General features: G+C 57.8%; 22 protein-coding genes and 1 pseudogene. 11 read left to right on the top strand and 12 right to left on the bottom strand.

Annotated elements, in window-relative coordinates; genetic code table 11:
* Position 1: 1 nt before the first annotated feature.
* Complete coding sequence (locus C7G42_RS23485) at positions 2 to 664, bottom strand: hypothetical protein (RefSeq protein ID WP_106951307.1); 663 nt, start codon at positions 662 to 664, stop codon at positions 2 to 4.
* 60 nt (positions 665 to 724) lie between these two features.
* A complete protein-coding gene (locus C7G42_RS23480; protein ID WP_106951306.1) occupies positions 725 to 1,462 on the bottom strand; it encodes a metallophosphoesterase family protein in 738 nt (245 codons plus the stop codon).
* Between the two features lie 193 nt (positions 1,463 to 1,655).
* On the opposite strand from C7G42_RS23480, the gene C7G42_RS23475 reads away from it, so the two are divergent.
* A complete protein-coding gene (locus C7G42_RS23475; RefSeq protein ID WP_106951305.1) occupies positions 1,656 to 2,282 on the top strand; it encodes a transglutaminase-like cysteine peptidase in 627 nt (208 codons plus the stop codon).
* A 200-nt stretch (positions 2,283 to 2,482) separates the two neighbouring features.
* Here C7G42_RS23475 and rfbB read toward each other — a convergent pair whose 3' ends face one another.
* Together rfbB and rfbA are read right to left on the bottom strand one after the other, a co-directional pair.
* Positions 2,483 to 3,547, bottom strand: a complete 1,065-nt coding sequence (gene rfbB, locus C7G42_RS23470; protein WP_106951304.1) for a dTDP-glucose 4,6-dehydratase — start codon at positions 3,545 to 3,547, stop codon at positions 2,483 to 2,485.
* A 19-nt stretch (positions 3,548 to 3,566) separates the two neighbouring features.
* Entirely contained in the window at positions 3,567 to 4,442 is an 876-nt protein-coding gene (gene rfbA / locus C7G42_RS23465; protein ID WP_106951303.1) for a glucose-1-phosphate thymidylyltransferase RfbA, read from the bottom strand.
* A 104-nt stretch (positions 4,443 to 4,546) separates the two neighbouring features.
* On the opposite strand from rfbA, the gene rfbC reads away from it, so the two are divergent.
* Together rfbC and rfbD are read left to right on the top strand one after the other, a co-directional pair.
* A complete protein-coding gene (rfbC, locus tag C7G42_RS23460) occupies positions 4,547 to 5,101 on the top strand; it encodes a dTDP-4-dehydrorhamnose 3,5-epimerase (protein WP_106951302.1) in 555 nt (184 codons plus the stop codon).
* Positions 5,101 to 6,003 carry a dTDP-4-dehydrorhamnose reductase gene (gene rfbD / locus C7G42_RS23455; protein WP_106951301.1) on the top strand — a complete coding sequence of 301 codons (903 nt, stop codon included), beginning with the start codon at positions 5,101 to 5,103 and terminating at the stop codon, positions 6,001 to 6,003. Before rfbC ends, rfbD begins: the two co-directional genes overlap by 1 nt.
* A gap of 68 nt (positions 6,004 to 6,071) precedes the next feature.
* Here rfbD and C7G42_RS23450 read toward each other — a convergent pair.
* The 4 genes and pseudogenes from C7G42_RS23450 to C7G42_RS23435 form a co-directional block, all read right to left on the bottom strand.
* Positions 6,072 to 7,014 (bottom strand): annotated as a pseudogene (locus tag C7G42_RS23450) (IS630 family transposase).
* Between the two features lie 119 nt (positions 7,015 to 7,133).
* A complete protein-coding gene (locus tag C7G42_RS23445; RefSeq protein WP_106951468.1) occupies positions 7,134 to 8,405 on the bottom strand; it encodes a hypothetical protein in 1,272 nt (423 codons plus the stop codon).
* Positions 8,406 to 8,540: 135 nt separating this feature from the next.
* Entirely contained in the window at positions 8,541 to 8,816 is a 276-nt protein-coding gene (locus C7G42_RS23440) for a hypothetical protein (protein ID WP_106951300.1), read from the bottom strand.
* Between the two features lie 74 nt (positions 8,817 to 8,890).
* Positions 8,891 to 9,466: a hypothetical protein gene (locus tag C7G42_RS23435; protein ID WP_245427891.1), complete on the bottom strand. Its 576-nt coding sequence runs from the start codon at positions 9,464 to 9,466 to the stop codon at positions 8,891 to 8,893.
* Between the two features lie 276 nt (positions 9,467 to 9,742).
* Here C7G42_RS23435 and C7G42_RS23430 point away from each other — a divergent pair, with 276 nt between their 5' ends.
* The 6 genes from C7G42_RS23430 to C7G42_RS23405 all read left to right on the top strand — a co-directional run bounded on the left by C7G42_RS23430 (position 9,743) and on the right by C7G42_RS23405 (position 17,234).
* Entirely contained in the window at positions 9,743 to 10,942 is a 1,200-nt protein-coding gene (locus C7G42_RS23430) for a polysaccharide biosynthesis/export family protein (protein WP_106951299.1), read from the top strand.
* Between the two features lie 169 nt (positions 10,943 to 11,111).
* The gene (locus C7G42_RS23425; protein WP_199581089.1) at positions 11,112 to 11,693 is read left to right on the top strand and encodes a hypothetical protein; all 582 of its coding nucleotides are present in this window, start codon (positions 11,112 to 11,114) and stop codon (positions 11,691 to 11,693) included.
* A 33-nt stretch (positions 11,694 to 11,726) separates the two neighbouring features.
* On the top strand, positions 11,727 to 13,196 hold the full coding sequence (locus C7G42_RS23420; protein WP_245427889.1) for an O-antigen ligase family protein: 1,470 nt from the start codon (positions 11,727 to 11,729) through the stop codon (positions 13,194 to 13,196).
* Between the two features lie 154 nt (positions 13,197 to 13,350).
* Positions 13,351 to 13,962, top strand: a complete 612-nt coding sequence (locus tag C7G42_RS23415) for a hypothetical protein (protein ID WP_106951297.1) — start codon at positions 13,351 to 13,353, stop codon at positions 13,960 to 13,962.
* A gap of 253 nt (positions 13,963 to 14,215) precedes the next feature.
* A complete protein-coding gene (locus tag C7G42_RS23410) occupies positions 14,216 to 16,477 on the top strand; it encodes a polysaccharide biosynthesis tyrosine autokinase (RefSeq protein WP_106951296.1) in 2,262 nt (753 codons plus the stop codon).
* 37 nt (positions 16,478 to 16,514) lie between these two features.
* On the top strand, positions 16,515 to 17,234 hold the full coding sequence (locus C7G42_RS23405) for a hypothetical protein (protein ID WP_106951295.1): 720 nt from the start codon (positions 16,515 to 16,517) through the stop codon (positions 17,232 to 17,234).
* Between the two features lie 475 nt (positions 17,235 to 17,709).
* On the opposite strand, the gene C7G42_RS23400 is transcribed toward C7G42_RS23405, so the two are convergent.
* A complete protein-coding gene (locus C7G42_RS23400) occupies positions 17,710 to 19,218 on the bottom strand; it encodes an undecaprenyl-phosphate glucose phosphotransferase (RefSeq protein WP_106951294.1) in 1,509 nt (502 codons plus the stop codon).
* A gap of 203 nt (positions 19,219 to 19,421) precedes the next feature.
* Between C7G42_RS23400 and C7G42_RS23395 the strand changes: the two genes are divergently transcribed.
* Both C7G42_RS23395 and C7G42_RS23390 read left to right on the top strand, forming a co-directional pair.
* A complete protein-coding gene (locus C7G42_RS23395) occupies positions 19,422 to 20,447 on the top strand; it encodes an ABC transporter substrate-binding protein (RefSeq protein WP_245427887.1) in 1,026 nt (341 codons plus the stop codon).
* Positions 20,448 to 20,671: 224 nt separating this feature from the next.
* Complete coding sequence (locus tag C7G42_RS23390; protein ID WP_147250278.1) at positions 20,672 to 21,910, top strand: hypothetical protein; 1,239 nt, start codon at positions 20,672 to 20,674, stop codon at positions 21,908 to 21,910.
* Positions 21,911 to 22,166: 256 nt separating this feature from the next.
* On the opposite strand, the gene C7G42_RS23385 is transcribed toward C7G42_RS23390, so the two are convergent.
* From C7G42_RS23385 to C7G42_RS23375, 3 genes are read right to left on the bottom strand one after another with little or no spacing between them, the layout of a single operon-like run.
* A complete protein-coding gene (locus tag C7G42_RS23385; protein ID WP_106951292.1) occupies positions 22,167 to 23,345 on the bottom strand; it encodes a glycosyltransferase family 4 protein in 1,179 nt (392 codons plus the stop codon).
* Complete coding sequence (locus C7G42_RS23380) at positions 23,342 to 24,103, bottom strand: WecB/TagA/CpsF family glycosyltransferase (RefSeq protein WP_106951291.1); 762 nt, start codon at positions 24,101 to 24,103, stop codon at positions 23,342 to 23,344. The genes C7G42_RS23385 and C7G42_RS23380 overlap by 4 nt, the downstream gene beginning before the upstream one ends.
* A gap of 23 nt (positions 24,104 to 24,126) precedes the next feature.
* Positions 24,127 to 25,116 (bottom strand): glycosyltransferase family 2 protein, encoded by a 990-nt coding sequence (locus C7G42_RS23375; RefSeq protein ID WP_158537635.1) that lies wholly within the window; start codon positions 25,114 to 25,116, stop codon positions 24,127 to 24,129.
* Positions 25,117 to 25,379: the final 263 nt, after the last annotated feature.

Genomic DNA, 25,379 nt, shown 5'->3' with positions numbered 1-25,379 from the left:
CTTAGTACCGCCGCAGGATCTCGTTGAATTTTGGATCTGTGATCTTCGTGGTGTCGAGCAGCAGCGCCTTGCCTTGCGGCGTTGCCTGCACATAGGCGGCAATCAGCAGCGGCTCGTAACGCGAGCGATTGGCCAGCGCGGCGCGGATATCGGATTGCGCCAGCAGCTTGATCTCCTCGTCCGTCGCGGCCGCGCTCGAGGTCACGGTCCGCACGCGAGCGAAGGCGACGTCGATCGGCACCGATCCGGTCAAGTAGGACATCTTTACCGCCGGCGTTACCACTTCGCCCGCTTGGGCCTGCAGCGTCCCGAGCGTAAGCCAGAGCGCGGGCCTGATCGGCGAGATTTTCAACGCTGCGACCACGGCGGCCTGTGCGGCCTTGTTCTCGCTAGCCCGTCCGGCCGCATCGGTCGACGGACGGTGAAGAACGTCGGCGGCCCGCGCCGCCGCGTAGTTCGCAAGCAGGTCGCCATCCAGCGATACCGATGCCAGGACACCTCCGGCCGCCAGACCGGCCTTCTCGGGCGGGATCTCGCCCGAGAACAAATCGCTCGCGCGAAAGTTCGGTCGGACGAGATCGGCATAGAATTGCATGCCGGCATGAAGCGCCAGGACGATCGCAGTGCAGATGCCGATGACGCGAAGCAGAGACAAGCGGTTCATGGTGAAATCGATAAGGCCTGTGAGGGCGAAGCAAACGGGATTGAAACGAGAGAAGGGCTCTTAAATTGCCATCAGACTATCGCCTTGGATCGTCAGTAGCGTCAAGTTTCCGGTCGCGTAAGCGCCGGTGTCGATGTTGATGCGGTTCGGACGAATATCGGGCACGCTCACCGGCGTATGGCCGTGGACGATGTATTTGCCGAAGCGCTCCTCGGACGCCAGGAACTCCTCGCGGATCCAAAGCATGTCCTCATCCTTCTGGCGCTCAAGCGGGACGCCCGGCTTGACGCCGGCGTGGACGAAGAAGAAGTCGCCGCAGGTGAAGGACGAGGGCAATTGCTGCAGGAACGCCAGGTGCTCGGGCGGCAGCGCGCGCTTCAATCCTTCGATCAGCTCGACCTGCTGCTCGGCTGACGGATTCATAGTCGGCGTAACGCCGTAGGAGACCAGCGTCAGCAGACCGCCATAGTGGCGCCACTCCTGCAGCCGAGCGGGGTCCTTGAGGACCTCGAGCAGGAAGATCTCGTGGTTGCCCTTCAGACAGACCGTCTCGTGTGTCTTCGAGCGTTCGATGAGCAGATCAAGAACGGCGCGCGAGTCCGGGCCGCGGTCGACATAGTCGCCGAGAAAGACCTGGATGGACCTTTCGGGGGCCGAGCGGGCGAGATCGACGTCGATGACGGTTAACAGCGATTGAAGCAGATCGGCGCGGCCGTGCACGTCGCCGATGGCATAGACGCGAACGCCGTCGGGAAGCCGAGGCTTGGTCTTCTTTCGAAAGCGTGAGGAAAGGCCCATCAGGTCGGTCGAATCGCTTCCAGCGTCACGAGCGGAACGTCGTGACCGCTCTTAGCAGAACCAGTCACACATCGGTATTCTTAATTGTTTCCGACCAACGCGCCCGCATTTTGATTAAAGGATCGCTCGGCCTTTGAGCCGTATTTCAAGACGTCTCGCGTAGCGTCTCCTCAACAAGAATGGGGGGCGCAACATGCGCAAGATTGTAAGGTTCCTGGCGGCGTTGGCCGCTGTTGTGGTTGCTGCCGGGGTGCAGCAGAAAGCGGAAGCCGCTTTCGTCGGCGCGCCCTTGGGCCTGCGCGGCGCCATCCAGTACATCAAGTTCGAGCAGCCGACACTGGCGCCGATGGCGTTCACGCTGTTTTGCCTGAAGTACAAGGACGAGTGCAAGCCGCGGCCGCAGCAGATCGTGTTCAGGGGCGGCCGGCTGAAGCTCACGGCGGAGCGTCTGACGCTGATGCAAGAGGTCAACCAGCGCGTCAATACCGCCATCCGTCCCGAGGCCAATCTGGAGGGGTTGCGCGGCGAAAAATGGCTGCTGCATCCCACGAGTGGCGACTGCAACGACTACGCCGTGACAAAACGCCACGAGCTGATCGCCAAGGGCTTTCCGGCACGCGCGGTGCTGCTCAGCGAGGTCGTGACCACCTGGGGCGAGCATCATCTCGTGGTCGTGGTTCGTACCTTCGCCGGCGATCTCGTGCTGGACAATCTCTCCGGCCACATCCTGCCGTGGTCGAAGAAGCCCTATCGCTGGGTCCGCATCCAGTCGCCGAAGAACCCGAACTATTGGGCCTCGCTCGGCGATCGCGCGGTCTGATCACCCGCGCTCTATCGTGATCCGGATTGGCTGACGCCCTGCGACAGCCCCTGAAGTACAATTCAATGGTCCTCCGCAACACTTCAACAAAGAAGTTGCGACGGAAAACTATGTGCGAGCAGACCATCCTCAAGGAGCCTGCTAAATAGCGATCCGAGGATGGAATTGTGTGGATGGTAGGAATAACTTACTTTGCCAAATTAGCCCAGGCCGATGCGAGCGCGTTGATATCCTCGGTCAAGGATGTCCTGCCACCAGACCCGGTTGTCTAGATACCAGCCCACGGTCTTCTCGATGCCACTCTCGAAATTCTCCTCTGCTTTCCAACCCAGTTCTCTTTCCAGTTTTGATGCGTCGATCGCATATCGGCGATCGTGTCCCGGTCGGTCCGCAACGAAGGAGATTAGTCGTCGATGAGGGCCATCCGCGGCCGGAGCAAATCGATCGAGTAGATCACAGATCGTCTCTACGACATGTAAGTTGGTGCGTTCATTGCGGCCGCCAACATTGTAGGTCTCACCGGGGACGCCGCGCTCGAGAACCTGACTTAGCGCCTTGGCGTGGTCTTCGACGAATAGCCAATCGCGTATATTTTGACCATCGCCGTAGACGGGCAAGTTCTCGCCACGGAGGCCCCTGATGATCACATGTGGGATCAGCTTTTCCGGGAAATGATAAGGACCATAGTTGTTGGAGCAGTTGGTCACGAGCGTCGGCAACCCATAGGTTTCTCGCCACGCGCGCACCAAATGGTCAGAGGATGCTTTGCTTGCAGAGTAGGGCGAGTTCGGTGCGTAAGCCGTGGTCTCGGTGAAAAGGCCATCTTCGCCTAACGAGCCGAACACCTCGTCGGTGGAAATATGCAGCAATCGGAATCGCTCACGTTTCTCGATCTCCAGTGAACGGTAGTGGCGGAGAGATTCCTGTAGGATGGTGAATGTGCCGACGATATTCGTCCGAATGAACTCGCCAGGACCGTCGATCGAGCGGTCGACATGACTTTCGGCGGCCAGGTTCATCACCGCATCAGGCTGATACTTTTCGAACAGTCGTCGTAGGCCGGGACCATCACAGATGCATTGCTGCTCAAAGGCGTAGTGGGGATTGCCCGGAGCGCTCGGTAGGGAACTAAGATTGGCGGCGTAGGTTAGTTTATCAATATTAACCACCCGGGCATGCGTGTCTCGGAGTAGGTGTCGGATTACGGACGAGCCGATAAAGCCTGCGCCGCCGGTAACGAAAATCGTAGATCCTTTGAAGCGCATGTTCCTCTCCGGCAATCATTCAGCGCGAGTATGAAAGCGCAACAGATTTCAAATACTCGCCGTAGCTGCTCTTGGCACACTTCTCGGCGACCTTCTCAAACTGCTGCAGCGAAATATAGCCCTGACGAAGTGCGATCTCCTCTGGGCAGGCGATGCGTAGGCCCTGACGTTGCTCTAGAATTTGCACGAAATGGCTTGCCTCCACGAGGGAAGCGTGAGTCCCGGTATCAAGCCATGCAAACCCACGCCCGAGCACCTCAACGAAAAGATCGCCACGCTCAAGATAGGTCTTGTTCACGTCGGTAATCTCGATTTCGCCCCGTGCCGACGGTCTCACTTTCGCGGCGATCTCCAGTACATCATTGTCATAAAAGTAAAGGCCGGTTACGGCGACATTCGACTTGGGCTCCTTCGGTTTTTCCTCGATCGAAAGGGCGCGTCCGGTTTTGTCAAGCTCGATCACGCCGTAGGCTTGCGGTTCATTGACAACGTAGCCAAACACCGTGGCCCCCGTTTTTCGAACTGCCGCGCTGGACAACATGCTGGGAAGGCCATGGCCATAGAAGATATTATCGCCAAGGATGAGTGCAACCGAGTCTGAACCGACGAAGTCTCGTCCCACGACAAAAGCGTCGGCCAGCCCTCTCGGCGTGTCCTGAGTGGCATAAGCGAAGCGCATTCCGAATTCTTCGCCATCGCCGAGGAGACGCTGGAAGAGCGGTCTATCTTGGGGGGTGGAGATGACAAGAATGTCCCGAATTCCCGCCAACATCAGCGTCGATAGCGGATAGTAGACCATTGGCTTGTCGAAGACAGGCAGCAATTGCTTCGATACGACTGTAGTGACTGGATATAGCCGAGAGCCGGTACCCCCGGCGAGAATAATCCCCTTCATAGCCCCTCACATGATTTACCCTTTGGAAACTAGCAGATGGCGTGCGCTGCACAACTTTGTTATGGATCTAGAGTAAATTGCCGTATGCCGAGTAGGCGCTGAATATGAATGTCATTGCAACCGATATACCGGGCGTCCTGATTATTGAACCAAAGCTTTTCGGCGACGAGCGCGGGTTCTTTTTGGAAACCTATCAACTTCAGCGATACGTGGCCGCTGGTATTCCGCGGGGGTTTGTTCAGGACAACATGTCCCGCTCAACGCAGGGTGTGCTGCGGGGCTTGCACCTACAGAATCCTTCGACGCAAGGAAAGCTAGTGAGCGCGCTGCGGGGTCGGGTGCTTGATGTCGCGGTCGACGTCCGTGTCGGCAGCCCTTATTTTGGGCGGCATGTTGCCGTTGAATTGAGCGAACAGAACCGACGCCAGTTGTGGGTCCCGCGCGGCTTTGCTCACGGCTTTCTCGTCCTCTCTGAAACGGCAGATTTCTTTTATAAGTGTGACGATGTCTACAGTCCCCAGGATGAGATCGGAATACGCTGGGACGATCCCGCGATCGGAATCGAATGGGGTATCAGTGATCCGTCGTTGTCGGCTAAGGACGCGGGTGCTCCATTGCTTTCACAGGTGAAGAACCTGCCGATTTACGGGCAGGTCTGATGCGCATTCTGCTTACTGGAACTGCGGGGCAGGTAGGCGGCGCACTTCTACCTTTGCTTCAAGGCAGGCACGATGTCATCGCGCCTGCGCGTGCGCAATTTGATCTGTCGAAACCGGAAGCCCTTCCAGGCAAATTGGACGAGTTCAGGCCAGATCTCATTGTCAATCCTGCTGCCTATACCTCGGTAGACAAAGCCGAGGACGAAGCCGCGCTTGCGTTCGTGGTCAATGGAAAAGCGCCGGCTGCCATGGCCGCTTGGGCTGCAGAGCGTGGCGTGCCGATGGTTCAATTTTCCACTGACTACGTGTTTGATGGCAAAAGCCGCGGAGTATGGAGAGAGGACGATCCGACGGGACCTCTTTCTGTGTACGGTGCCAGCAAGCTTGCGGGCGAGGCTGCAGTTCGTAGCGCTGGAGGACCTCACTTGGTCATACGGACCGCATGGGTTTACGCCGCGCAGGGTGCGAATTTCATGCGAACCATGATCCGTCTCGCCAAAGAACGCGATACATTGCGCGTTGTTGCCGACCAATTTGGGGCGCCGACAACGGCGGCCACGATCGCTTCGAGCTTTATCGAGATACTAGAGCGAGCCGAGCCCGACTTGTCTGGTAGCTTCGCTCGTGCAAACGGACTGCTGCACCTCACCAATTCAGGTTCGGCTAGTTGGTGCGACTTCGCCGGCGCGATCATTACGGGCGCGCAGTCTCGCGGTATTTTGTTGAAGACGACTGAGGTTGTTCCGATCGTCACCGCCGAATATCCGACCAAAGCAATACGACCTGCCAATTCGCTGCTGGATCTACAACGTCTGGAGGAAGTTTGCGGTATCAAACCTCCGGCATGGCAGACTGCACTCGCTGATGAGCTGGACGCCTATGTGCTTCGTGGGCAATCTTAACGACTGGATTCTCGGGCAACTCGTGCCGAAGGGGCTGAACAATGTTTTCACCCGACACTAAGAGCGTTTCATTTTTTGATGGAAGCGTATCCGGCATTGACGAAGGAGTTGCTGCATTCGCCGGGTAGAACGCTTCTGACGAGGTGGCCGATGTGGTCGCAGGCGTCGTCGATCGTGCGTTTCTGTGCGACGCGCATCCAGTGCTTGATCTTGGCGAAGACTTGCTCGATCGGGTTGAGGTCCGGGGAGTACGGCAGCAGGTACCACAACCTTGCGCCGGCTCTCCGGATCATCTGCCGGATGGTCGGCGACTTGTGGCTACCGAGATTATCCATGACGACGATGTTGCCCGGTTTGAGCAATTTGACGAGTTGCTGTTCGACATAGGCGCGGAAGCTTTTGCCGTTGGTCGGTCCGTCGAACACGCAAGGCGCAGTGAGCTGGTCAGAGCGTAGGGCACCAAGGAAGCTCAGGGTTCGCCAGTGACCGTGCGGCGCAAAGCCGCGCAACCGCTCGCCCCTGAATCCCCAGCCGCGCAGCGGGGTCATGTTGGTCTTGATCCAGGTCTCGTCGATGAACACCAGGCGGTTTGGATCGAGGCGATCCTGCAAGCTGCGCCAGCGCTGCCGCCGCCGCGCGACGTCGGCGCGGCCCTGCTCAAGGGCTAAAAGTGTTTTTTGAAGCTGAGACCTTCGCGTCGCAGGAAGGTCCATACCGCATGTTGTGAGACCTTCACGCCCGCGCGGCAAGTTCGTCCTTCAGCCCGTGCAGCGTGAGATGTGGCGTCTGCCTGATCCGCTCCACGATGAACGCTCGATGCGGCTCCAGAACCGGTTTACGGTGACCGCCCATTTTGCCCGGCGCCACCGAACCCGTCGCGCGATAGCGCTGCCGCCACTTCACGACGGACGACGCAACATCGAACCGGCCCGCCACAGCATGGCAACTCTCACCGGATTCCACTGCCTTCACGGCTCGTTCACGAAGATCATACGAAAGAGGTCGGACCATCCGATACTGGCCTCCGATCCAGCCAGCATCTTGAATCACAAAACCGCCGCCCGACGGAAACCCTCTCGATTCAATTAATCGATGAACCGCTCTAGGGGGCGTTGAAGGGCTCGTCGCTCCTACCGCGTGAGCTGGCTGACGCTCTGCGACAGCCCCAATCCCACGATCACGGCAAGACACAGGATTGCTGCGGGCCGCAGCAATCCCGAGCCTGCGAAGCTCTGAACCAGCGCAAACAAGACACAGGCCGCGGCGGCCGCGGGGAAGAACGAGTCGCGTCCGCGCTGCAAGGCGCCGAAGAACAGGCGTAGTAGCGCAATCGAGCCCACCGCCAGCGCAACGGCCAGGCCGACCCATCCCATGCCGGCAAAGACGGCCGCCGCTGCCGACGGCGCCGTCAAAGCGGCTCCGGTATCGCTCTGATAGATCTGGCCCACCCCAGCAAAGGTCCCTGCGCCTGCGCCAAACCAGCGCGTGTCGGACAACATCCGCTCCAGCGCGGCCCGCATTTCAGTCCCCCCATCCGGGACGACCCTCAACAGGACCGGTCCGGAGCCCTTTTCGAACAGGAACGACAGCACGATCGCCGCACCGATCAAGGCGGCGACGGCGAGCGCGCTCGCGGCCAAAGGCGACAGATCAAGACGGCGAATGACGAAGATCAGCAGGATCAGCACGACGCCAAATCCTGCGGCGATCGGATTGTTGGGACCGGAAAAACCAAACACCGCGGTCGCGCTGATCAGGGCCCCCGCCAGGCCGAGCAGGCCAAGCACGATCGAGCGAAGCAGCGAATGACGCGTTTCGGCCCGCTCCGCGGCAAGCTGCATGACAGCGAGATTCAGGATGAGACCGAAGCCGGCCAGGGTGGTCGCGAACTCGGGGAGTGCGGCAGGTCCTGCAACTGCCGGCGAGAGCCGATGCAGATCCAGCGTCAAGGCGGAGACCGCGGTGATGCCGCCGAGGACAAACAGCACCAGCTCGGCGCGGCCACGGTCGCGGACGACCACAATGGTCACGCCGAGCAGCGCGGTTGCTGCCAGCGCCATCATCAACGCGTTCAGGGTCAAGCCCAGATCGGCGGTGATCGGCCCAAGCGAGAGGCCACCAAGGACGTCGCGAGCGCTCGCCCAGATCGGATGCCCAAAGCCCAGCGGAAGCGGGATCAGTTGAGCTACAATCAACAGGGGAATGGCGATCAGGATCCAGCGGCCCCAGGAGGTCGCGCGCACATAATGGTCGTAGTCTGCTTTTCGCGCGTTCGCGGTGGCGGACAGCAAGCTTAGCGCGGCAGCCATCGTCCCGAGCTGCGCACCGAACCTGGCGCCGGCGATTTCGAGAGCGGAAGCGGAGACGATGGAAACGATGAGGGCAAAATAAGCGAGGGACAAACGGCGCTCGATGCGGAATCCTGAAACGGTCAGGTCACCATACAAGCGGGCGTGTGGTTTTCAAGCGAAGGTCGTGGGGGCCAGCAATTTACCCGCGGCCTTTCGCATGCGCGCGAAAGGATGATCGGAAGAAGATCAGCGAGCGGTTTTGACCGGACGGGCGAACACGCGCGCGGCGCGGGCGGCGGCGAGGCTGAAGCGGGCTGCCGAGCCGAAGAGATAGCCGCCCTGGAGCGCAATGGCTGCCAATGCCGCAGCCTTCAGGCCTTCGAGCACGCCAAGACTTGTCATCAGGCTGACCGGCAGCACGGTGAGCACCAGAGCGAATGTGACCGGCAGCAGCACCAAAACGCGAAAGCGTTGGCCCAGCACGGCACCTACCAGAAAGCTGAAAATCAAAAGCGCGGTCATCCGAAACACTCCGTGCTTCGAACACTAGGTTCCCCACCCTAAAAAGACCCTTAAGTCGTATGGCTAAATTTGGCCTATTGGCCGCAATTTGCCTGCAGCGAGTGGTAGGCCTCTCGCAAGCCGTTCAGGGCCACCACGCCCTTGATCTCGCTGTCGGCCCCCCTGACCACCACCGACAGCGAGGTCGTCGTCTGCCACTTTCCCGCGGCAAAGGCCGAGACCTCGTCGGGCAGCAGCACCGCCGCGCCTGCGGCCGCCATGCTCGCGTCAAACGTCAGACTACCGCCGCCGCTCGCAGTGATGGTGACCTTGGGACGGCTGCGCGGCGGGAAGGGCCGGATCAAGGCCACCAGCACGTCGATCTTGCCCTGGGGCGCGCAGCGGACAATGAGACCGGCGAAGTCCAGGTCGGATTGAGTGGTGTCCGCGGTCTTGGTGATGGCAGCGAAGCTCTCGCCGTCCTTGCCTCCCTGGGTGCGGCTGAATTTCCAAACGGAAGCAGACGTCGTGGCAGCCGCCTCGATGACGGGCGCGCTCTGGCAAAGCGATTCTGCGCAAGGTCCGGCCCGGTCCAGGGAATGATCGGCGGGGCGGTCCGTGCCGCTAAGGAGAGAACCTGCCAGAAGGGCGAACAGAAGGAGGCCAGACACTGGGAGTCCTGTGAGCAGGAAGCTTAACACTAGCAGAGGGCAGCGAGGCCAAGAAGCCTCGCCGCCGACGCATTGGGACCTCGGCAAGGGCGATTTGCTCGTGAAGTGAGCACATCAAATACAACAAATAGACACAAAGGGTTAAACCAGTTCCTAAAGCGTGTCCCACACGCAACAGTAGCCAACGGATCGTGCCGTTAACTACCGGGAACCCTTGTCGCATCTCCCCCCAGGCCGTACCAATCTACGTCAATTGGGGACTCTCGGGCGCCATTCATGTCATCTATTGCCAAGACCTATGTGTTGATGCCTGCGCTCCTGGCCGCTTTGGCGCTCGGAGCTTGCTCGACCAATCCCGGCTCCGGCCCGCTGACCGACGACGTTAACAACAAGATTCAGACCGAGAATGCGCCGGCCTACGAGCTTGTGCCGCTCAACCCTGCCACGGTGAAGATCCTGCACACCCACGAGCCCAAGGGGCTCGCCGGCGTGTTCACCGATCGCCGTCCGCCCGCCAGCATCGTGTTCGGCATCGGCGACGTCGTCAGCGTCACCATCTTCGAAGCCGCGGCAGGCGGTCTGTTCATCCCGGCGGAAGCCGGCGTCCGTCCTGGCAACTACGTGACGATCCCCGATCAGTCGGTCGACAATGACGGCTTCATTACCGTGCCCTATGCCGGCCAGATCAAGGCCGCGGGGATGACGGCGGTGCAGATCCAGCGTGCGATCATCGAGAAGATCGGCAACCGCGCCATCGAGCCGCAGGCCGTGGTTTCGATGTCCTCGCAGCGCACCCAGCTGATCAGCGTGCTCGGCGAAGTCAATGCTCCTGCGCGTTATCCGGCCAGCGCGGCGGGCGCGAAGGACAAGGTGCTCGACGCGATCACCCGGGCCGGCGGCATCAAGGGCCAGGGCTTCGAGACTTGGGTCATGCTGGAGCGCGGCGGCAAGCGGGCGACCGTGCCATTCGAAAATCTGGTGATGGCGCCAGAGAACAACGTCTATGTGCGCCCCGACGACAGCATCTACGTCTATCGCGAGCAGCAGAAGTTCATGGCGTTCGGCGGCAGCGGCCAGAGCGGCGAGTTCAACTTCGATGCCTGGCGCATCAACCTCGGCGAAGCCGTCGGCAAGGCCGGTGGCCTGCTCGATGGTCAGGCCGATCCGTCTGCCGTGTACCTCTATCGCCGCGAGCCGCGCGAGGTTGCTGCCCAGCTCGGCATCGACGTGAGCAAGTATACGTCCGAGACGATCCCGGTCATCTTCAACGTCAACTTGCGCGATCCCGGCGGCTTCTTCCTGACCACCAAGGTCATGATGAAGAACGGCGACATCATCTACGTCTCGAACTCGCGCAATGTCGAAACTGCCAAGTTCCTCAACTTCCTGAGGGTGATCATGGCCACCGGAGGAGATGCAGTGAACCTCTCCAACGACGCCCTGATCTTCCGCAACAACATCAAGCTGGCGCCGTAAGACGCCAACTTGATCCACCGAAACCGATGGCACCGGGGCTTTGTCCCGGTGCCATTTCGTTTAGCGATCGAAGCGGTTCTGCCAGGGTTACGAGTCCGGATCTGGATCAAGGCGCCGCTGAGCACGGCGCAGCGGTCATCGGACGCCCCGAGATGCTGCAAGGGGCTTCATGCGCTTTCGAACATTTTGCTGCCGTCTGGCTCTCGTCCCGCTTGCCTTAGGGCTTGTACCGCTCGGGCAGGCTCGCAGCGCTGCCGCGGAGCTGGGCGTCCGCCACCGCATCGACGTGACGGTCTCGGCCGAGCCCGATGCCCCGATCTTGTCGCATCTAAAGGGAGCCAAGGGCGAGCTGTCCTTCACGGTCCGCCTGTCGGCGAACTCCAAGGAGAGCAAGTTCTTCGGGATGCTGCGCCCGTCCTTCCCGGATATCGTTGTCCCCGATGGCGTAGGTAAACCGCTGGTCCAGCAGTCCAAGCTCTGGGAGGAGGAGGTCTGCCATCAGCGCCGGGGCCTGCCGAAGGTCACCGTGACCCAGCTCGGCGGGCATTTTGGCGAGGGGGAGGAGCGGATCGAGATTTCCGCCATTAACCGGCACATTGGCGTGCTGGTCCCGCCCGATGAATTAACCCCCGGAATAAAACTCGATCCGGGCAGTGACAGCTTTGGAGTATTCTACGCGTTCCGGGCGCAGACCCGGAACAGCCGCCTCAACGTGGATCTGAAGATCTATCCGATCGACTGCTTCCTCTAAGCTCGAAAGCAAGGCTCGCCTTAAGAAAGCACGATGCGCCTTTGGCCTCCCGACATGAGCTGGTTCAGGATTCGCTGGTCATGGAGCCTGCCGGCGGCCTTCATCCTATTTTTCGTGGTGGCTAGCGCGCCCTTTCCGTTCGGCTCGACCAACGATCTGTCGATCGCCTCCTGGTGCCTTTGCCTCGGGATTGCGGTGATCTTCGCGCCGACGCGCGATCTGCGAGCGCCGCAGCTGTGGCTACTTGCCGGCATTGGCGTCATCACTGCGGCTTATGCCTTCGTGCTGCACGAGCAGCTTTCCGACCATCCCTGGGTCGCGCCGTTCCAGCCGATCTGGAAGCAGGCCTCGGATCTGCTTGGCGTGCCGATCGCGCCGTCCGCGTCCATCGTCAAGAACGAGGCGTTCTTCGCGCTCGGCGCGCCGCTCGCCAATATCCTCGCCATCGTCCTGGGGATCACCGTCGGCGCGAACCGCGACCGCGCCCGCCGCATGCTGTGGATGATCGCGATCTCCGGCGCGCTCTACGCCCTCTACGGCGTGCTCTCGTTCTTGATCGAGCCCACGATGATCCTGTGGCGAGACAAAACGGCTTATCTCGAGAGCGTCACCGGTACCTTCATCAATCGCAACACGGCGGCGGCCTATTTTGGCTCGTGCGCGGTGGTCTGGATGTTGCTGATCTTGGAGAACGTCCGCCGCGGCATGCCGGCGCGACACATTGCGTGGCGGCGCCTGTCGCTGAACCTGCGCGCGATCCGGCCGAGAGAGATTCTACCGCAGCTCGGCTGCCTCCTGATCTGCCTGATGGCGCTGTTCATGACCACCTCGCGCGCGGGGGTCGGCCTATCGCTCTTTGCCATGATCGTCGCGTTCACGCTGTTCCTGCGCAAGGACCTGCCGCCTCGCACGGGCATCTGGATCTCGCTCGGCGCAGGGCTCGTCGTCGCGCTCGGCCTGTTGCAACTGCTCGGCGGCCGTGTCTCCAGCCGCTTCGATAGCAATGGCCTGGTCGATGAGGGCCGCATCGAGGCCTGGAGATCGACGCTCAAAATCATCGGCGACAATCCCTGGTTCGGCACCGGCATGGGCACCTTCCACTGGGCATTCCCGCCGTATCGCAGCCCCAATATCTCGGTGAGCGGCGTTTGGGGTGCGGCGCATTCGACACCGCTGGAGCTTGCCTCCGAGGTGGGCATCCCCATGGCGCTGCTGGTCGCGCTCGGCTGGGCCGTGATGCTGCTGGTGCTGGCGAGGGGCGTGTTCGGTCGGCGGCGCGATGCCATCATCCCGCTGGCCGCAGTGGCGACCGCGACGTTGTCGCTGCTGCATTCCTGCCTCGACTTCACGCTGCAGGTGCCCGGCTACAGCATTCCATTCTTTGCGCTTTTCGGCGCGGGTCTAGCGCAATCGTTCTCGAGCCGGGAATGCCACGCGAGCGCGGCCGACAGCGCTACCGCACCGCGAGGCCCGGGTGTTCTGACCGTAGCCAAGCGCGGATAGCTTGAATCTGTCCGGATTTGAAGCAGTTGCGCCGTTTACAAAGATTTTAGTATAATTGGACAGCTCTTTTCTCGTTCGCTAGGTTCCTGCACTGCACAGGCATTCGTCCTGGCCGAGCACGCAATCGGGCAACTGATTTTTTGGAGGTTGATTTATGAGCGTTACTAGGAAGGCGCTTCGCCTGACTGCCGCCGCGGTCCTCGCTGCGACGATCTCGTCGACCGTCAGCGCTGCCATTTACTCGCCGCAGCGTCAGCTGCCTGCCACCGTTATTACCGAGTTCAAGGCCTCTCCAACTGGCCTGCTGCAGCAATATCCGACCGGCGGCCCGCAGCTGATCTCGCGCGTGCGCGACCTTGGCGCCTCCGATCCGACCACGCTGCCCGGCCTGATCGCTCTCCTGAAGGACCCCGCGACCACCAAGGACCAGATGAACGCGATCGTCGGCGGCCTCGCCCAGGTCGCCCGCATGGCTGCGCAACAGGACCAGGCCTTTGCCAATGAAATCCAGACGGCGATCGCCGGTACCGGCAACCCGGACGTAATCGCCGCCTACCAAGCCGCGACCGGCGATGTGGCGATTGCAGCGACCGGCGCGGCCGGCGGTGGCACCGGAGCCGGCGGCCCCACCGGCAACGGCTTCCCAACGGGCGGCGGAGGCAGCGGCATTGTGGTCTTTGGCAACAACAGCACGACCAACAACCCACCGAACCTCGCTGGCGGCAGCGTCGGCGCTGCCGCCAGCGACGTCAGTCCGGTGCGCTGACGAATCCGGCCCGCGGCGGCCTATGACCTCCCGGATTGGCGGCGCCAGCAGGCGCCGCTTTGCTTTACGCCGTTAAGCTTTCAGAGAAAAGTCGTGCAAGGTGTGCGGTGCGCTGCATTGACCCGCGTTCAATTGCACACAGGATTATGCTAAGGCTGAGCGCCTTGCGCCGGCTTGATCCAGATCACCGCCATGCCTTTGACGAGCATAAGTCCTTAGTCGACACATCAATCTGTTTTCAGGAATTTTTTGGATGTTGCAGGTGAACAAGCCGATCTCGTCGAGTAACCGAGAATATCCAGAGGTTGGAGGCTCGCCGAACACGCTTGTTCATTACCTTGAAGTTGTCCGGCGGCAGTACTTAGCCATGCTCGCTGTTGTCTTGGGCTGTATGATCCTTGCGCTCCTTTATCTCTTCACCGCAGTTCCCCGCTTCACTTCCACGGTGTCGATGGTGATCGACACCAGAAAGGTACAGCTGTTTCAACAGCAGTCTGTGCTCGGCGATGTCGCAATCGATTCGGCAACGGTCGAAACTCAGGTCGAGATCCTCAATTCCGAGAACATCAGCCTTGCCGTGATCCGCGAGCTGCGCCTCACGGAGGACCCTGAGTTCACCGCTGGCGGCGGCCTGATCGGCGCAATTATGAGCTCCGCCGCCGGGCTTTTTTCAGGGGTTCAGCCGCCACCCTCAGAATTAGAGCTAACTCGGGGTGCGCTGGGGCGGTTCTCCGGTAGTCGGCAGGTTAAGCGACTGGGCCGAACATATGTCATGGAAATCAGCTTCACATCCCGGGATTCAGCGAAAGCAGCGCGCATCGCCAACGCTATTGCTGATGCTTATATCGTCGACCAGCTAGAAGCGAAATACCAGGCTACCCGCCGCGCCAGCGTCTGGCTGCAGGACCGCATAAAGGAACTTCGTATCCAAGCGTCCGCCGCGCAAAGAGCCGTGGTTGATTTCAAGATCGCTAACAATATCGTCGACACGGGCGGACGGTTGATGAACGAGCAGCAGCTCGCGGAGGTCAACAGCCAGCTTGTGCTGGCACATGCATCTACAGCCGAGGCCAAGGCGCGGCTTGATCGTATGAACGATATTGTCAAACAGGAGATCCCCGACGCCTCAGTCGCCGACGCGTTGAGAAACGAGACAATTGTCAAATTGCGCGGGCAATACGTCGACATGGCCTCCAAGGAATCAATCTGGTCGGCAAAATATGGTTCGGATCATCTTGCTGCTGTGAATTTGCGGAGGCAGATGGCAGAAATCAGAAAGAACATTACAGACGAGTTGAAGCGCATTCAGGAGTCCTACAAGAGCGACTACGATATTGCGCTCACCCGTGAACAGGCCGTCAAGTCGAGCCTCGCAAGCGTCGTCTCGGAGGCTCAACTTACTAACCAGGCGCAGATTCAACTCCGCGAACTTGAGAGTAGCGCGCAATCCTATCAGGCGATGTACGACAATTTCCTGCAACGCTATATGGAATCGGTGCAGCAGCAGTCCTTTCCGATCACCGAGGCGCGAGTAATCAGCGCGGCAACCCCCCCACTGGGCAAGAGTCATCCGAAAACTTTGATGATTCTCGCGGAAGGCTTGGCGGTAGGGCTCATACTGAGCTTCGGTCTGGCCTTGGCACGCGAGTTTTCCGACAAGGTATTCAGAACCACCAGCCAAGTGGAGCAGTTACTCGGTACAAACTGCATCGCGATTCTTCCCGCTTTAGGCGAGGCGGGGGTACCCTTCGCGCTGGCGGGCAAGTTGGGCAGCACGCTGCGTAAGAGGCCTCGTCAGCGTCTCGACCTCTTGCGCTACGTAGTTGAGAATCCTCTCTCCCGGTTCGCAGAGGCCGTGCGTTCGCTGAAAGTGGCGGTGGACCTCAACGGAATCGTGCGCGAGAATCGCGTCGTTGCAATCGTTTCGACTATGCCCAACGAGGGAAAAAGCACGCTGTCGACGAACCTTGCACAACTCATGGCACATGGTGGGGCACGAGTAATCTTGGTCGATGCAGACCTGCGCAACCCCTCATTGTCGCGCGACTTGGTGCCGGAAGCTCAGATGGGTCTCCTCGACGTCATTTCCCAAAAGACTCGACTAGAGGACGCTCTGACTATCGATCCCGAAACAAATCTATCGATTTTGCCCGCAGGCGTTACCTCGAAACTTTTACATACAAATGAGGTTCTCGCCTCCAAGGCAATGAATGATCTCATTACGCAGTTGCGTTCAAAATTCGACTACGTGGTGCTGGACATGCCACCTATCGCCCCGGTCGTAGACGCGCGCGTCGCCTCGTCCTTTGTTGATTCCTTTATCTTCGTGGTGGAGTGGGGGGAGACCAAGATGGACGTGGTGCAGCACTACCTTCGCGCCGCACCGGAAATACAGGAGAAGTTGCTCGGAGTGGCTCTGAACAAGGCTGACACTGGACTGCTCGCACGATATGAGTCTTATCACGGCCGTCAGTACTACCAGAAATACTATGCCCGCTATGGCTCTACGGATTAGTGGCTTTCCAACGAGTGACGCGCTGGTTGGTAGTTTAATGCTGCTGCTAGGCTTCGCCGGCATCTCCTGGTCGTCGATCGCTCTCCCACCATCTTGGCATATTGCGTCGTCCCGGGAAATTTCAGCGCGTATTATCGGGGACGATCGCTTTAAGCCAGGCATCCTAGCAGAGCTGCAGATGCGCATGGCGGCCATCTCGCAACCAACTGTTCTGCCACCCGAACTTCCGTACGCTAAAGCGCTAGTAGCCGTGCGCACCGCCGATGAAGCGGCGCAACGTTACAACCTGGATAAGGCTGACCTAGAAGTAGACGCAGCCGAAGTTTTGCTGAGGGCAGCTCTCACGATAAATCCAAATGATTCGTTTCTTTGGCTGATGCTCTATTCGGTAGCGACGATGCGTCATGGATTCGATCTCAAATATCTCGGCTATCTGGAACAGTCTTATGCACTGGGAGCGAACGAGGGATGGGTCGCTTTGCGTCGCAATAGTCTCGCGCTGGCAAGTTTTTCGCTGTTAAACAGCGCGACGCAACACAGTGCGAATTCAGAGTTTGCGGCCATTCTGAATAGTGGCTTTGTTGATGTCGCAGCAATTAACTTGATGCGCGTAGGTCCAGTTGCACGTGACGGACTTCTCAAGGGTTTGGATCGAGTAGACATTACGCCACGGGAGGCCCTTGCCAGAAGATTGTTGCGCGATGGCGTGAGTGTCTCTGTGCCAGGGGTCAAGCTTGATCAGAGGCTTTGGCGATGAACTCACGATTGGCAAATCATGTGTGCCTTGCGCTGATAGTTGTTGGCCTACAGACGGCAGTATCCATCTGCGTCAGTCGTGCGCAGACCAGCAACTTAAATGGGCCGCGGGCGACGTTGCAAGGACCGGGGGAACAATCCGGCACACATATTAGTAGGGACGCGTTGAACAGGCCTTGCTTGGATATGGAAGCAATTGCGCGCCCACACGTCACAACTTCAAGCCTTTTCGATCACGTGGTCAGCGTAAAAAATAGGTGTCCCAAGAACATAAAGGTGAAGATTTGCTACTTCGGCTCTGACAGGTGCAACGATCTGACCGTGATCGGCTACGGTCGAGTGGACACCATACTAGGAACGATATCAGGTGTGAAATATTTCCGCTATTCTATCGCAGAACGAAAGACGTGAGCTGCGGACCCTGATGCCACCGGGAAGTGGAAGTAATTGTACTGTCATTGCACCATACGCCGGACTTAATAAGCCGACGGCTTCGTAACTGTTGCTGCGATTGTGCGCAGTAGAATTGATACGTCCAGCAAGAGGCTCCAGTTGTTGATATACCACAAGTCGTGCTCCACCCGCCTCTCCATGAGATCGAGTGTACGGGTTTCGCCGCGATAGCCATTAACTTGCGCCCAGCCAGTGATGCCGGGCTTAACGTGATGGCGGAACGCGTAGTGTCCGATGATCCGCTCGTATTCGGAATTGTGGGCTGCAGCGTGAGGACGAGGGCCAACGAGCGACATCTCGCCGACAAGTACGTTGAATAGCTGTGGTAGCTCGTCGATCGACGTCTTGCGCAACCATTTGCCGATGCTGGTCACGCGGGGATCATTTTTGCTCGCCTGCACAATGGTCGGACCATCCTCCAGAACGCGCATGGTGCGGAATTTGAAGATCCGGAAGGCGCCTCCGTTGAAGCCATTGCGTGTTTGACGGAAGAAGACTGGCCCACGCGAACTTGCTTTGATCAAAAGCGCAGTAAGTACCATGACCGGTGCGAAGACAATCAGGGCGAACGAGGCACCGACGAGGTCGAAAGCGCGCTTCGCAAGCCGCTCCTTCCAGCTCAACGGCGCGCGCCTCAGTTCTGCCGTCCACGTGCTCCCGGCGTTGACCAAAGGGTATCTTAGAAAGCGCGAAACGTTCGCATCGGGGACTAGATGTATGGGTATGGGTAGTACCTTCAGAGTGTCCAAAATGCTATCAATTGCGTGCTGGCGGTCCCAGCCCATCAGCAGGAACACGTGCTCGATCTGGTGCTGTCGCGCATATGTGGCCAACTCCTCCACACGGGAGCCGATCCGAGACATTAAAAGCGGCGAGGCGAGGAGGCTGGTGCGGATCTCGAGCGTCCGCATCACACGATACCCGTGCTGGCAGAGTTCCATCATCGCGGCGGAAGAGGCGGGCAGTCCCATCTCGGCAATGAGCAAGATGCGACTGTTGGCAAACGCGCCTTCACGCAATGCGCGCAACGTAAGACGGGAGGCGGTCGCCTTCCAAAGAAGGAGCGCGGCGAGTCCGACCAGGTAAAACGATAATATAGCGCCTCGTGAGAACTCTTCGCTTACCTTCATCGTGAAGGCAATCGCAAGCAGCGCTGCAAACACGACGGTCCAAGTTATCGCCGTCAGGCGCAATTGCCGCTGCAGATTTGTAATGCTCTTTAGCCTGTAGCCGTGCTGCACTGCGACCAATAGGCCAAAATTGATCGCGACTAAGATGCTTGCCGCAGCATAGACGTCCACTTTTCCGACAGCAGACCAAGAGGAAAGGTGATATGTTACCTCGCATGCCACACCGCAGGTGACGATCACGAGTCCGTCGCCAAGCGCCAGAAGTCTCTCCGCGATTGCCGGCCGCAACCAAGTCGGACGTGACGGCGTGTATTTTGCTGTGGGGGCTTCGGAAATGTCGATGTCTAAGCCTTCGTCCTCCGGGCCGGGACGGCCAGGCCGGATGGAAGTAACTGTCGTCATTGTGAAATCCGTCTTCTAGGAATTACTTGCTGGTAACTCGGGCATTCGAGCAAAGTTAGGGTCAAAACGATAGTTAGTAAAAAGTAACCTACTACCCCCATTGTAAGTATGCAAATTTAGGACCACTGCGGCTGGGGATGCAATTGGCTCGAACGTTATCGCGGCGAAAGCCAGACTTGAAGCTAAGATTTCTGCTGATTGGAATGACCGCTCTTGCAATGATTGCTATCGTCGGAGCGCTCTACCGAGGCCTGCGATTTGAATCGTCTCCTGCAGCGTCCCACCGCGAACTAGCTGCGCCGACAGTCGTGCTTCTCGATGGACCGTTCGGAGCTCGATTTGCCGGAGAAATGATTGCTGAGAGGGAAAGCTTCTTCGCGCACAACGTCGTGCTGCGCGCCGAGCCGAATAACCTCGATTTTGTGGCGACTGTCGTTCGCGAGCGCGCGATTGGCGTCACCAGCGGCCAGAAGTTCTTGCTCGCCGCCTGGGGTGGCATCCCGGTAACCGCTTTCGCGGCAAGCTTCCTCGACACGTCAATCGCAATATTTACATTGGAGGCATCCGGGCTGCGCCGCCCTGCTGATCTGATCGACAAGCGTCTCGGCTACCGTAGGGGAAGCGAGGGCGAGGTGATCTTCGATGCCATGATGGCTCAACTAGGCCTTCCACGGAGCCAGATCGTCAAGCTGCCCGACCGCGACAATTTCGACGCGCTAAACTCCGGTGAGGTAGATGCGATCATCGCCCCTGTTGATCAGGAGCCGGCGCCATCCGAGCCTGGCTATGTCCGCCTGAATGTTATCAAACCTCTAGACTACGGGATTCATGTCCCTGGATTGGTATATTTTGCCAGCTCGGATCTCGTGCGCGATCGCCCCTCAGCCATCATGCAGGTGCTTACAGGGGTTATCAAAGGTTGGCGTTTCGTCTACCGTGACTATACGCGCAGTGTGCCCGCTCTCGTTAGGTTCGACCCGGAGAGGCTGAAGCCAGAACGCATCAAGTTCGAGCTTGAACGCCAGCGTGAACTCGTGCTTCCTGCGGACGGCCGGATCGCCGATTATGACGAGCGCCGTTGGCGAACCCTGCGCGACGTTCTCCTCTTCGCGAAGCTGGGGGAACAGCTGTTTCCCCTGACTCAGTTGGTCAACTATCAGTTCTTGCGCGATCTCTATCGTCAACCAATTGACCGAATTGCACCAGAGGTCATCACGGGGCGAAACTAAGTAGGTCTTCTCTCTCGACTATATTGCCTCGATTTAAGCCCGCCAGGCCCTTAATTGCGTTCCAGCTTCCAAGTTGATAATCTTTCTCGTCCGTGGGCCGTACTGATCGGTCCGACTTGGCATTTATTTCTTTGAGTGAATGCAAGAGGAAGTGACTCAGGCTGCGGAGTTGCAACCAAAGAGGTAAACTTAGTTCGGCAGCGAGTGTACGTTGGGAATTGTAAGTGAGTTTCCGATCCACCCAGGCGTCAACGCCGTCCCTAGCATTATCCAAACTTGAACTCGCCTTTCACCGAGGTGCTATCCACGCCATATTGCTTTGTGATCTTCTTTTTACATCTCGAATCTATAGGGTAATCGACCATCCTTCGGTTCAGCCCGCAGTGCTGGGGCTATGCGCCGCACTAGTGATCTTCTACTCACTCGCTTCTTTGCTTCGCGGTAACGTATTGCCGGTGTTGATCGCTTTGGGTGCGGCCCTGTTGATTGTGAATCAGCTCGAGGTATTCTCGAATGTCAGCGGTCAGCCGGTTCTAGTAAACGCCGGATTCCAATACATTCTGCCTCTTACATTCATAGCTTTTTATTATGTTGCCACGTGCGGACTGCGCGAATACTTCGTTAACACGCTACTCGCCTACGCTTTCGCCTACACAGCATTCTATTTTGCGATGGCCGTACTGTATCAATTACATATACTGCCTCCGATCCTTCTCGAGCCGCTTGTGCTGACTGATATTGAACGGGGTGAACGTTTATTCAACTACACAGGAGCCTCGACCTTCGCATGGTTCGTGTTTTTAAGCCGAATCAGAACCTCGTTTAGCGTCCAGAATGCTGTGGGCGCTTTGATCGCTGGGGCAGCGATCGTTCTCTCGTTGTCGAGAGTTTTCATCCTAGTCATTGCGATAGTCTCAATCTTTGAGATGCTGAACTTCAAAACCCTCACGATCAGAAGAATCTGTCTGTCGGTACTTTACTTAGCGACCCTCACTTATTTATACGGCTTTCTCGACCCCAAATGGAACCCGTTCGATATCTTCTCCTCGGACTCTTCCGGCGGCGCCAGGGCGGAGGAGTACGACGTTGCGCGGCTTTTGCTTCATGGCAATTTGCTGTACGGCGTAGGGATCCCCGCGACGACCCTGGATCTGGGATTTGTAACGGGCAATGAATTTTTTGCGGCTTCCGATCTTGGCACACTTGGGATTTGGTTTGACTGGGGTCTTGTGGGGTTCGCACTATTTTTGGTCGGCTGCCACATCATCACTCGAGCGGCGCGTGGAGCGGGGCAATTTCACCGCGCACTCTTTTTGACCGGTGCCTTCATCGTCGCTTACTCCGTTCTTGCGCCGTTGCCATTTTATCCGTCGGGAGCGATCTACTTCGCTGCGCTCTTGGGTATCTGGCTGAGCAGGCCGGCTCACAGATTATTTCAAACCCGCGAGGTCCAGCCGATTTAGGTCGTGCTCACAGCTGATGCATCGACGTTCCGAGGCGTCACGTTTGCGCTGGCGAAAGCAGCGTCGTCCACTCAACGCTCGAAATCTTTCGTCTATGCGGCAGCAACCACAGGCTTTACACGTCCTGAGTTCGATCATCCCGAAAGCGCCTCGAACCTGCCGACAGTTTTGGGCTTTGCCCGTGGGAATTACAACCGCTCAAGCCCGGGCCGTACAAACACTTAACATAAACAGATAAACAAACCAGCTGCTACCCTCAGGACCGATGTAACATTGAGCCTCCGTCCGCGCGTGTTTGCTTCGACGGTTTCCTCTCTAAACGCGAATACAGATCGACTAGAGTTTTCATGTAATTATTGAGTTCGAATTGTTCCAAGAAAAGTTCTCTTCCCGCACCTGAAAGAGTCGCCCGGAGCGCTTGATCGTCGATTATCCGAGCTATCGCTTGTGTCAGTTGATCGACGTTCCCGGGTTCGACGAACAGGCATGTTCTCTCATCTTCGAGAACTTCAGGGATTGACCCTACGGGCGTCGTGATCACCGGCTTGCCCAAGCTAAGAGATTCCAGAATAACCATAGGCAGCCCCTCCTCAAAACTGGGCAAGACCACAACGTTGGCTGATGCTAATAGCCCTTGCGCCTCGCCGGCAGAGAGCCATCCAGTAAAAGAGCAGAGGTCTGAAAGTTGTAGTGACGCGGCTTCTCGCTGGTATCTCAGAACTTCTCCTCCCCCAGCCAAGACGGCCTTGAAATTGATCCCCCTCTTTCGCAGTTGGGCGAGCGCCTGCAAGAATTCACTTACCCCTTTTCGGGGAATCAGATGCGCCATCATCAGGAGCAGTGGGGGGCTGTGCCAGTGCGCGGCTATCTCCTTTTGCGTCGAAGGGTTCCGCACGGCATTGTAGAGCACAACGATCTTGCTTGGGTCGACACCAATCCGGTCAACAACGAAATCTCGAGAACGTCGCCCTAAGACGATATTGAGGGTTGCCGAACGAGATACATAGCTCACCCATGAGCGCGTTACGACGTTAGCATTCGTGAAAAATGGCATGAGTTCAGCGCCGTGGTGGTGCAGAACTATCTTCATTCCCAGCGAGCGAGCGAGGAGAAGAAGAAGGCCCTTCCTCAGAAAGCTTCCGCGTTCCGAAATTTGAATATGGACAAGAGATGCTTTCCGTAACAGTCGGAGTCGAGCTAAAGTGAATGCCGCAGATAGGAAACGAAACGGAGCATGTAAGACAGAACCAGCTCCCTTAGTGTCGACGACAAACGGTTGGTAAGGGCCCTCGGATTGCTCGAGGGAGGTCGCGATCAATCGAGTTACAGTCCCGATGCCGCCGTTACCGATCCGCCCTCCCGGAGACAGAATGATCAACGGTTCTCGTGCGTTGACGAGAGTGGAAGGATGGGAACCAGTCAATAACGAGGTCATACCAGCCCCTCGTTATTCGATCCAAGTACTCGCTTCAGTTGGTAGATCCTCCAAGCGAACTTCATTCCGCCAAGTAGGTAGCGATGGGCCAGCCGGCGAGGTTCCTGACCCAGTCGAAACATCCATTCTAGTCTCGCGGCCCTTATTACCTCGGGAGCGCGTGGGAAGCGGCCAGCGAAGAAGTCAAGTATGGCACCACCGTTGAAGATGAGCCTGGCACGATCCGAAGCATTGGCAATTTCGGCGGCCAACAGTTCCTGTCTTGGCATTCCCATCCCGAGGACTACGATGTCAGGATCTATAGTTCGCACTGCATTTAAATAGTCTGAGTGAGTCTGAAAGCCGTCGAGGGCCACTACAACCTGAGTGCCTCTATCTTTAAGAGGTATTTGTGCCTGTCTCAGCCATTCGGGAGACGTGCCGAATAGTGCAACTCGCTTTCCTTTAGCTGCTTCCAGGATGCGCGGGATGAGATCCGTACCGTTCAAGTTTCGTCCTGGGCGCTGACCCAGCAGCAACATGCAGCACTCCACGCCAACGCCGTCGCGTAGGAGGAGGCTGCTTTGTTGCAAAGCCAATCGGAACGTCGGCTCGACAAAGGCAAGGTTGAATGCGTGTTGATTGAGAAAGGAAACGATTGTTGGCGCCTTTATCTCCAAAAGCGATTCAATCAGATGGTCCTCTTGTTCACGGGTTTCGATAACATCAACCCGCTCTACCAATCGCCGCATCTCGCGCAGCGTGCTGTGCGTGCTCATCGATCACAGAACCAATTGTAATATTATGCTTGATAGGGAAGGCCGAGCGCGGCTCGCGCGAGAATTGCCGCCCGAGACCACTGACGCTGTCTGCACCAGCGGACGGCGTCTCGGGCCACTAACGAAAGGACTATCGGAAGGGAGATCTTAGAGTGTCGCCAACAGAATTTTATGGTGCTTCTGTTCATGTAATAGTCGGAAAGAGTCGATCGGTTACCGAAATCGCTGGTACCGATTGAAGCTCCGACTTTATGTCGCACAATAGATTGGGGGGCATAGGCCAACTTAAAGTGCCCTCGCGATCGCTCAGCCCAATCGAGCTCCTCGAAGTACAGAAAATAGTCTTCGCACATCAATCCAACTTGTTCGAGAAAGGTGCGGGTGACCAGCATGGAGGCGCCGCTCACGAAGCGAAGCTCGTTTTCAATGCAAGCGCGGTCGATCGGCTCAGAAAGAGGTAGCCCCATTCCCATGGAATAGGCTTTTCCTCTGAACTTCTTGAAGCCGCCTCCGGCGAGATTTTGAACAACGTCTGGCTTGTCAAAGTAAACGAGTGTCGAGCCGCAAATCCCGATGCGATCGTCCTCGCTGACCCTCTCCAGCAACCGATCCAAGGCGTCAGCTGCGACAGTTGTATCGTTGTTCAGGAGCCAGAAGTGCGAGTGATCGCCAGCTAAGGCATATCGCAGGCCGACGTTGTTACCGCCTGCGAAGCCTAGATTCGAATCGCTTCGGATCAAAGTGATACCGCACTGGTCCGACGACGTCGATGTGTGTGGTACAGTCTCTAAAAATCTAAATCCTACGCTCTTCCGACCTAAGCTCGATCGATCGACATTGATCTCAGGAAGATTGTCAATTAGCCACTTCTGAATTTCGTAAAACGATCCATCGGTCGAGCCGTTGTCGCAGATTACGATATTTACATCTCGATCAATTCGCAGGAGGCTCCGAATACATTCAATCGTGTCCTTCCAGCCATTCCAATTAACAATGATAACCGCGACCGACATTGCAATGCACATCTCAGGTTTACAGAAACCAAGTATTATGATGAAACGTATATAGAAGATTCCCCAAAAATGAAGCGAACTGTGAGGGGGAAGGTGAGAAATTGGTGAAGACAAAAGGTTAGCAAGGGTAGACAGTTATTGGCTTTCTGATCAATCGGCTGGGTGGCGATATTCAGCTTTTCTTATATAGACGACCGAGGAATGTTAATTTAGGCAGGCTGCGCGGCTGATTGCGATCATCTTGCAGGGTCGGGGAGCTATCG

Origin of the sequence: Bradyrhizobium sp. MOS003, from assembly GCF_003020125.1 — a bacterium.
Taxonomy (GTDB): Bacteria; Pseudomonadota; Alphaproteobacteria; order Rhizobiales; family Xanthobacteraceae; genus Bradyrhizobium.
The sequence above is the reverse complement of the archived record's forward strand: the minus strand, read 5'-3'. Positions and strand labels throughout refer to the sequence as shown.

Excerpts from the sequence above, each read along its gene's own strand:
- C7G42_RS23485 (WP_106951307.1), bottom strand. The coding sequence starts at position 664 with ATGAACCGCTTGTCTCTGCTTCGCGTCATCGGCATCTGCACTGCGATC.
- C7G42_RS23480 (WP_106951306.1), bottom strand. The coding sequence starts at position 1,462 with ATGGGCCTTTCCTCACGCTTTCGAAAGAAGACCAAGCCTCGGCTTCCC.
- C7G42_RS23475 (WP_106951305.1), top strand. The coding sequence starts at position 1,656 with ATGCGCAAGATTGTAAGGTTCCTGGCGGCGTTGGCCGCTGTTGTGGTT.
- rfbB (WP_106951304.1), bottom strand. The coding sequence starts at position 3,547 with ATGCGCTTCAAAGGATCTACGATTTTCGTTACCGGCGGCGCAGGCTTT.
- rfbA (WP_106951303.1), bottom strand. The coding sequence starts at position 4,442 with ATGAAGGGGATTATTCTCGCCGGGGGTACCGGCTCTCGGCTATATCCA.
- rfbC (WP_106951302.1), top strand. The coding sequence starts at position 4,547 with ATGAATGTCATTGCAACCGATATACCGGGCGTCCTGATTATTGAACCA.
- rfbD (WP_106951301.1), top strand. The coding sequence starts at position 5,101 with ATGCGCATTCTGCTTACTGGAACTGCGGGGCAGGTAGGCGGCGCACTT.
- C7G42_RS23440 (WP_106951300.1), bottom strand. The coding sequence starts at position 8,816 with ATGACCGCGCTTTTGATTTTCAGCTTTCTGGTAGGTGCCGTGCTGGGC.
- C7G42_RS23430 (WP_106951299.1), top strand. The coding sequence starts at position 9,743 with ATGTCATCTATTGCCAAGACCTATGTGTTGATGCCTGCGCTCCTGGCC.
- C7G42_RS23425 (WP_199581089.1), top strand. The coding sequence starts at position 11,112 with ATGCGCTTTCGAACATTTTGCTGCCGTCTGGCTCTCGTCCCGCTTGCC.
- C7G42_RS23420 (WP_245427889.1), top strand. The coding sequence starts at position 11,727 with ATGCGCCTTTGGCCTCCCGACATGAGCTGGTTCAGGATTCGCTGGTCA.
- C7G42_RS23415 (WP_106951297.1), top strand. The coding sequence starts at position 13,351 with ATGAGCGTTACTAGGAAGGCGCTTCGCCTGACTGCCGCCGCGGTCCTC.
- C7G42_RS23410 (WP_106951296.1), top strand. The coding sequence starts at position 14,216 with ATGTTGCAGGTGAACAAGCCGATCTCGTCGAGTAACCGAGAATATCCA.
- C7G42_RS23405 (WP_106951295.1), top strand. The coding sequence starts at position 16,515 with ATGCTGCTGCTAGGCTTCGCCGGCATCTCCTGGTCGTCGATCGCTCTC.
- C7G42_RS23400 (WP_106951294.1), bottom strand. The coding sequence starts at position 19,218 with ATGACGACAGTTACTTCCATCCGGCCTGGCCGTCCCGGCCCGGAGGAC.
- C7G42_RS23395 (WP_245427887.1), top strand. The coding sequence starts at position 19,422 with ATGACCGCTCTTGCAATGATTGCTATCGTCGGAGCGCTCTACCGAGGC.
- C7G42_RS23385 (WP_106951292.1), bottom strand. The coding sequence starts at position 23,345 with ATGACCTCGTTATTGACTGGTTCCCATCCTTCCACTCTCGTCAACGCA.
- C7G42_RS23380 (WP_106951291.1), bottom strand. The coding sequence starts at position 24,103 with ATGAGCACGCACAGCACGCTGCGCGAGATGCGGCGATTGGTAGAGCGG.
- C7G42_RS23375 (WP_158537635.1), bottom strand. The coding sequence starts at position 25,116 with ATGTCGGTCGCGGTTATCATTGTTAATTGGAATGGCTGGAAGGACACG.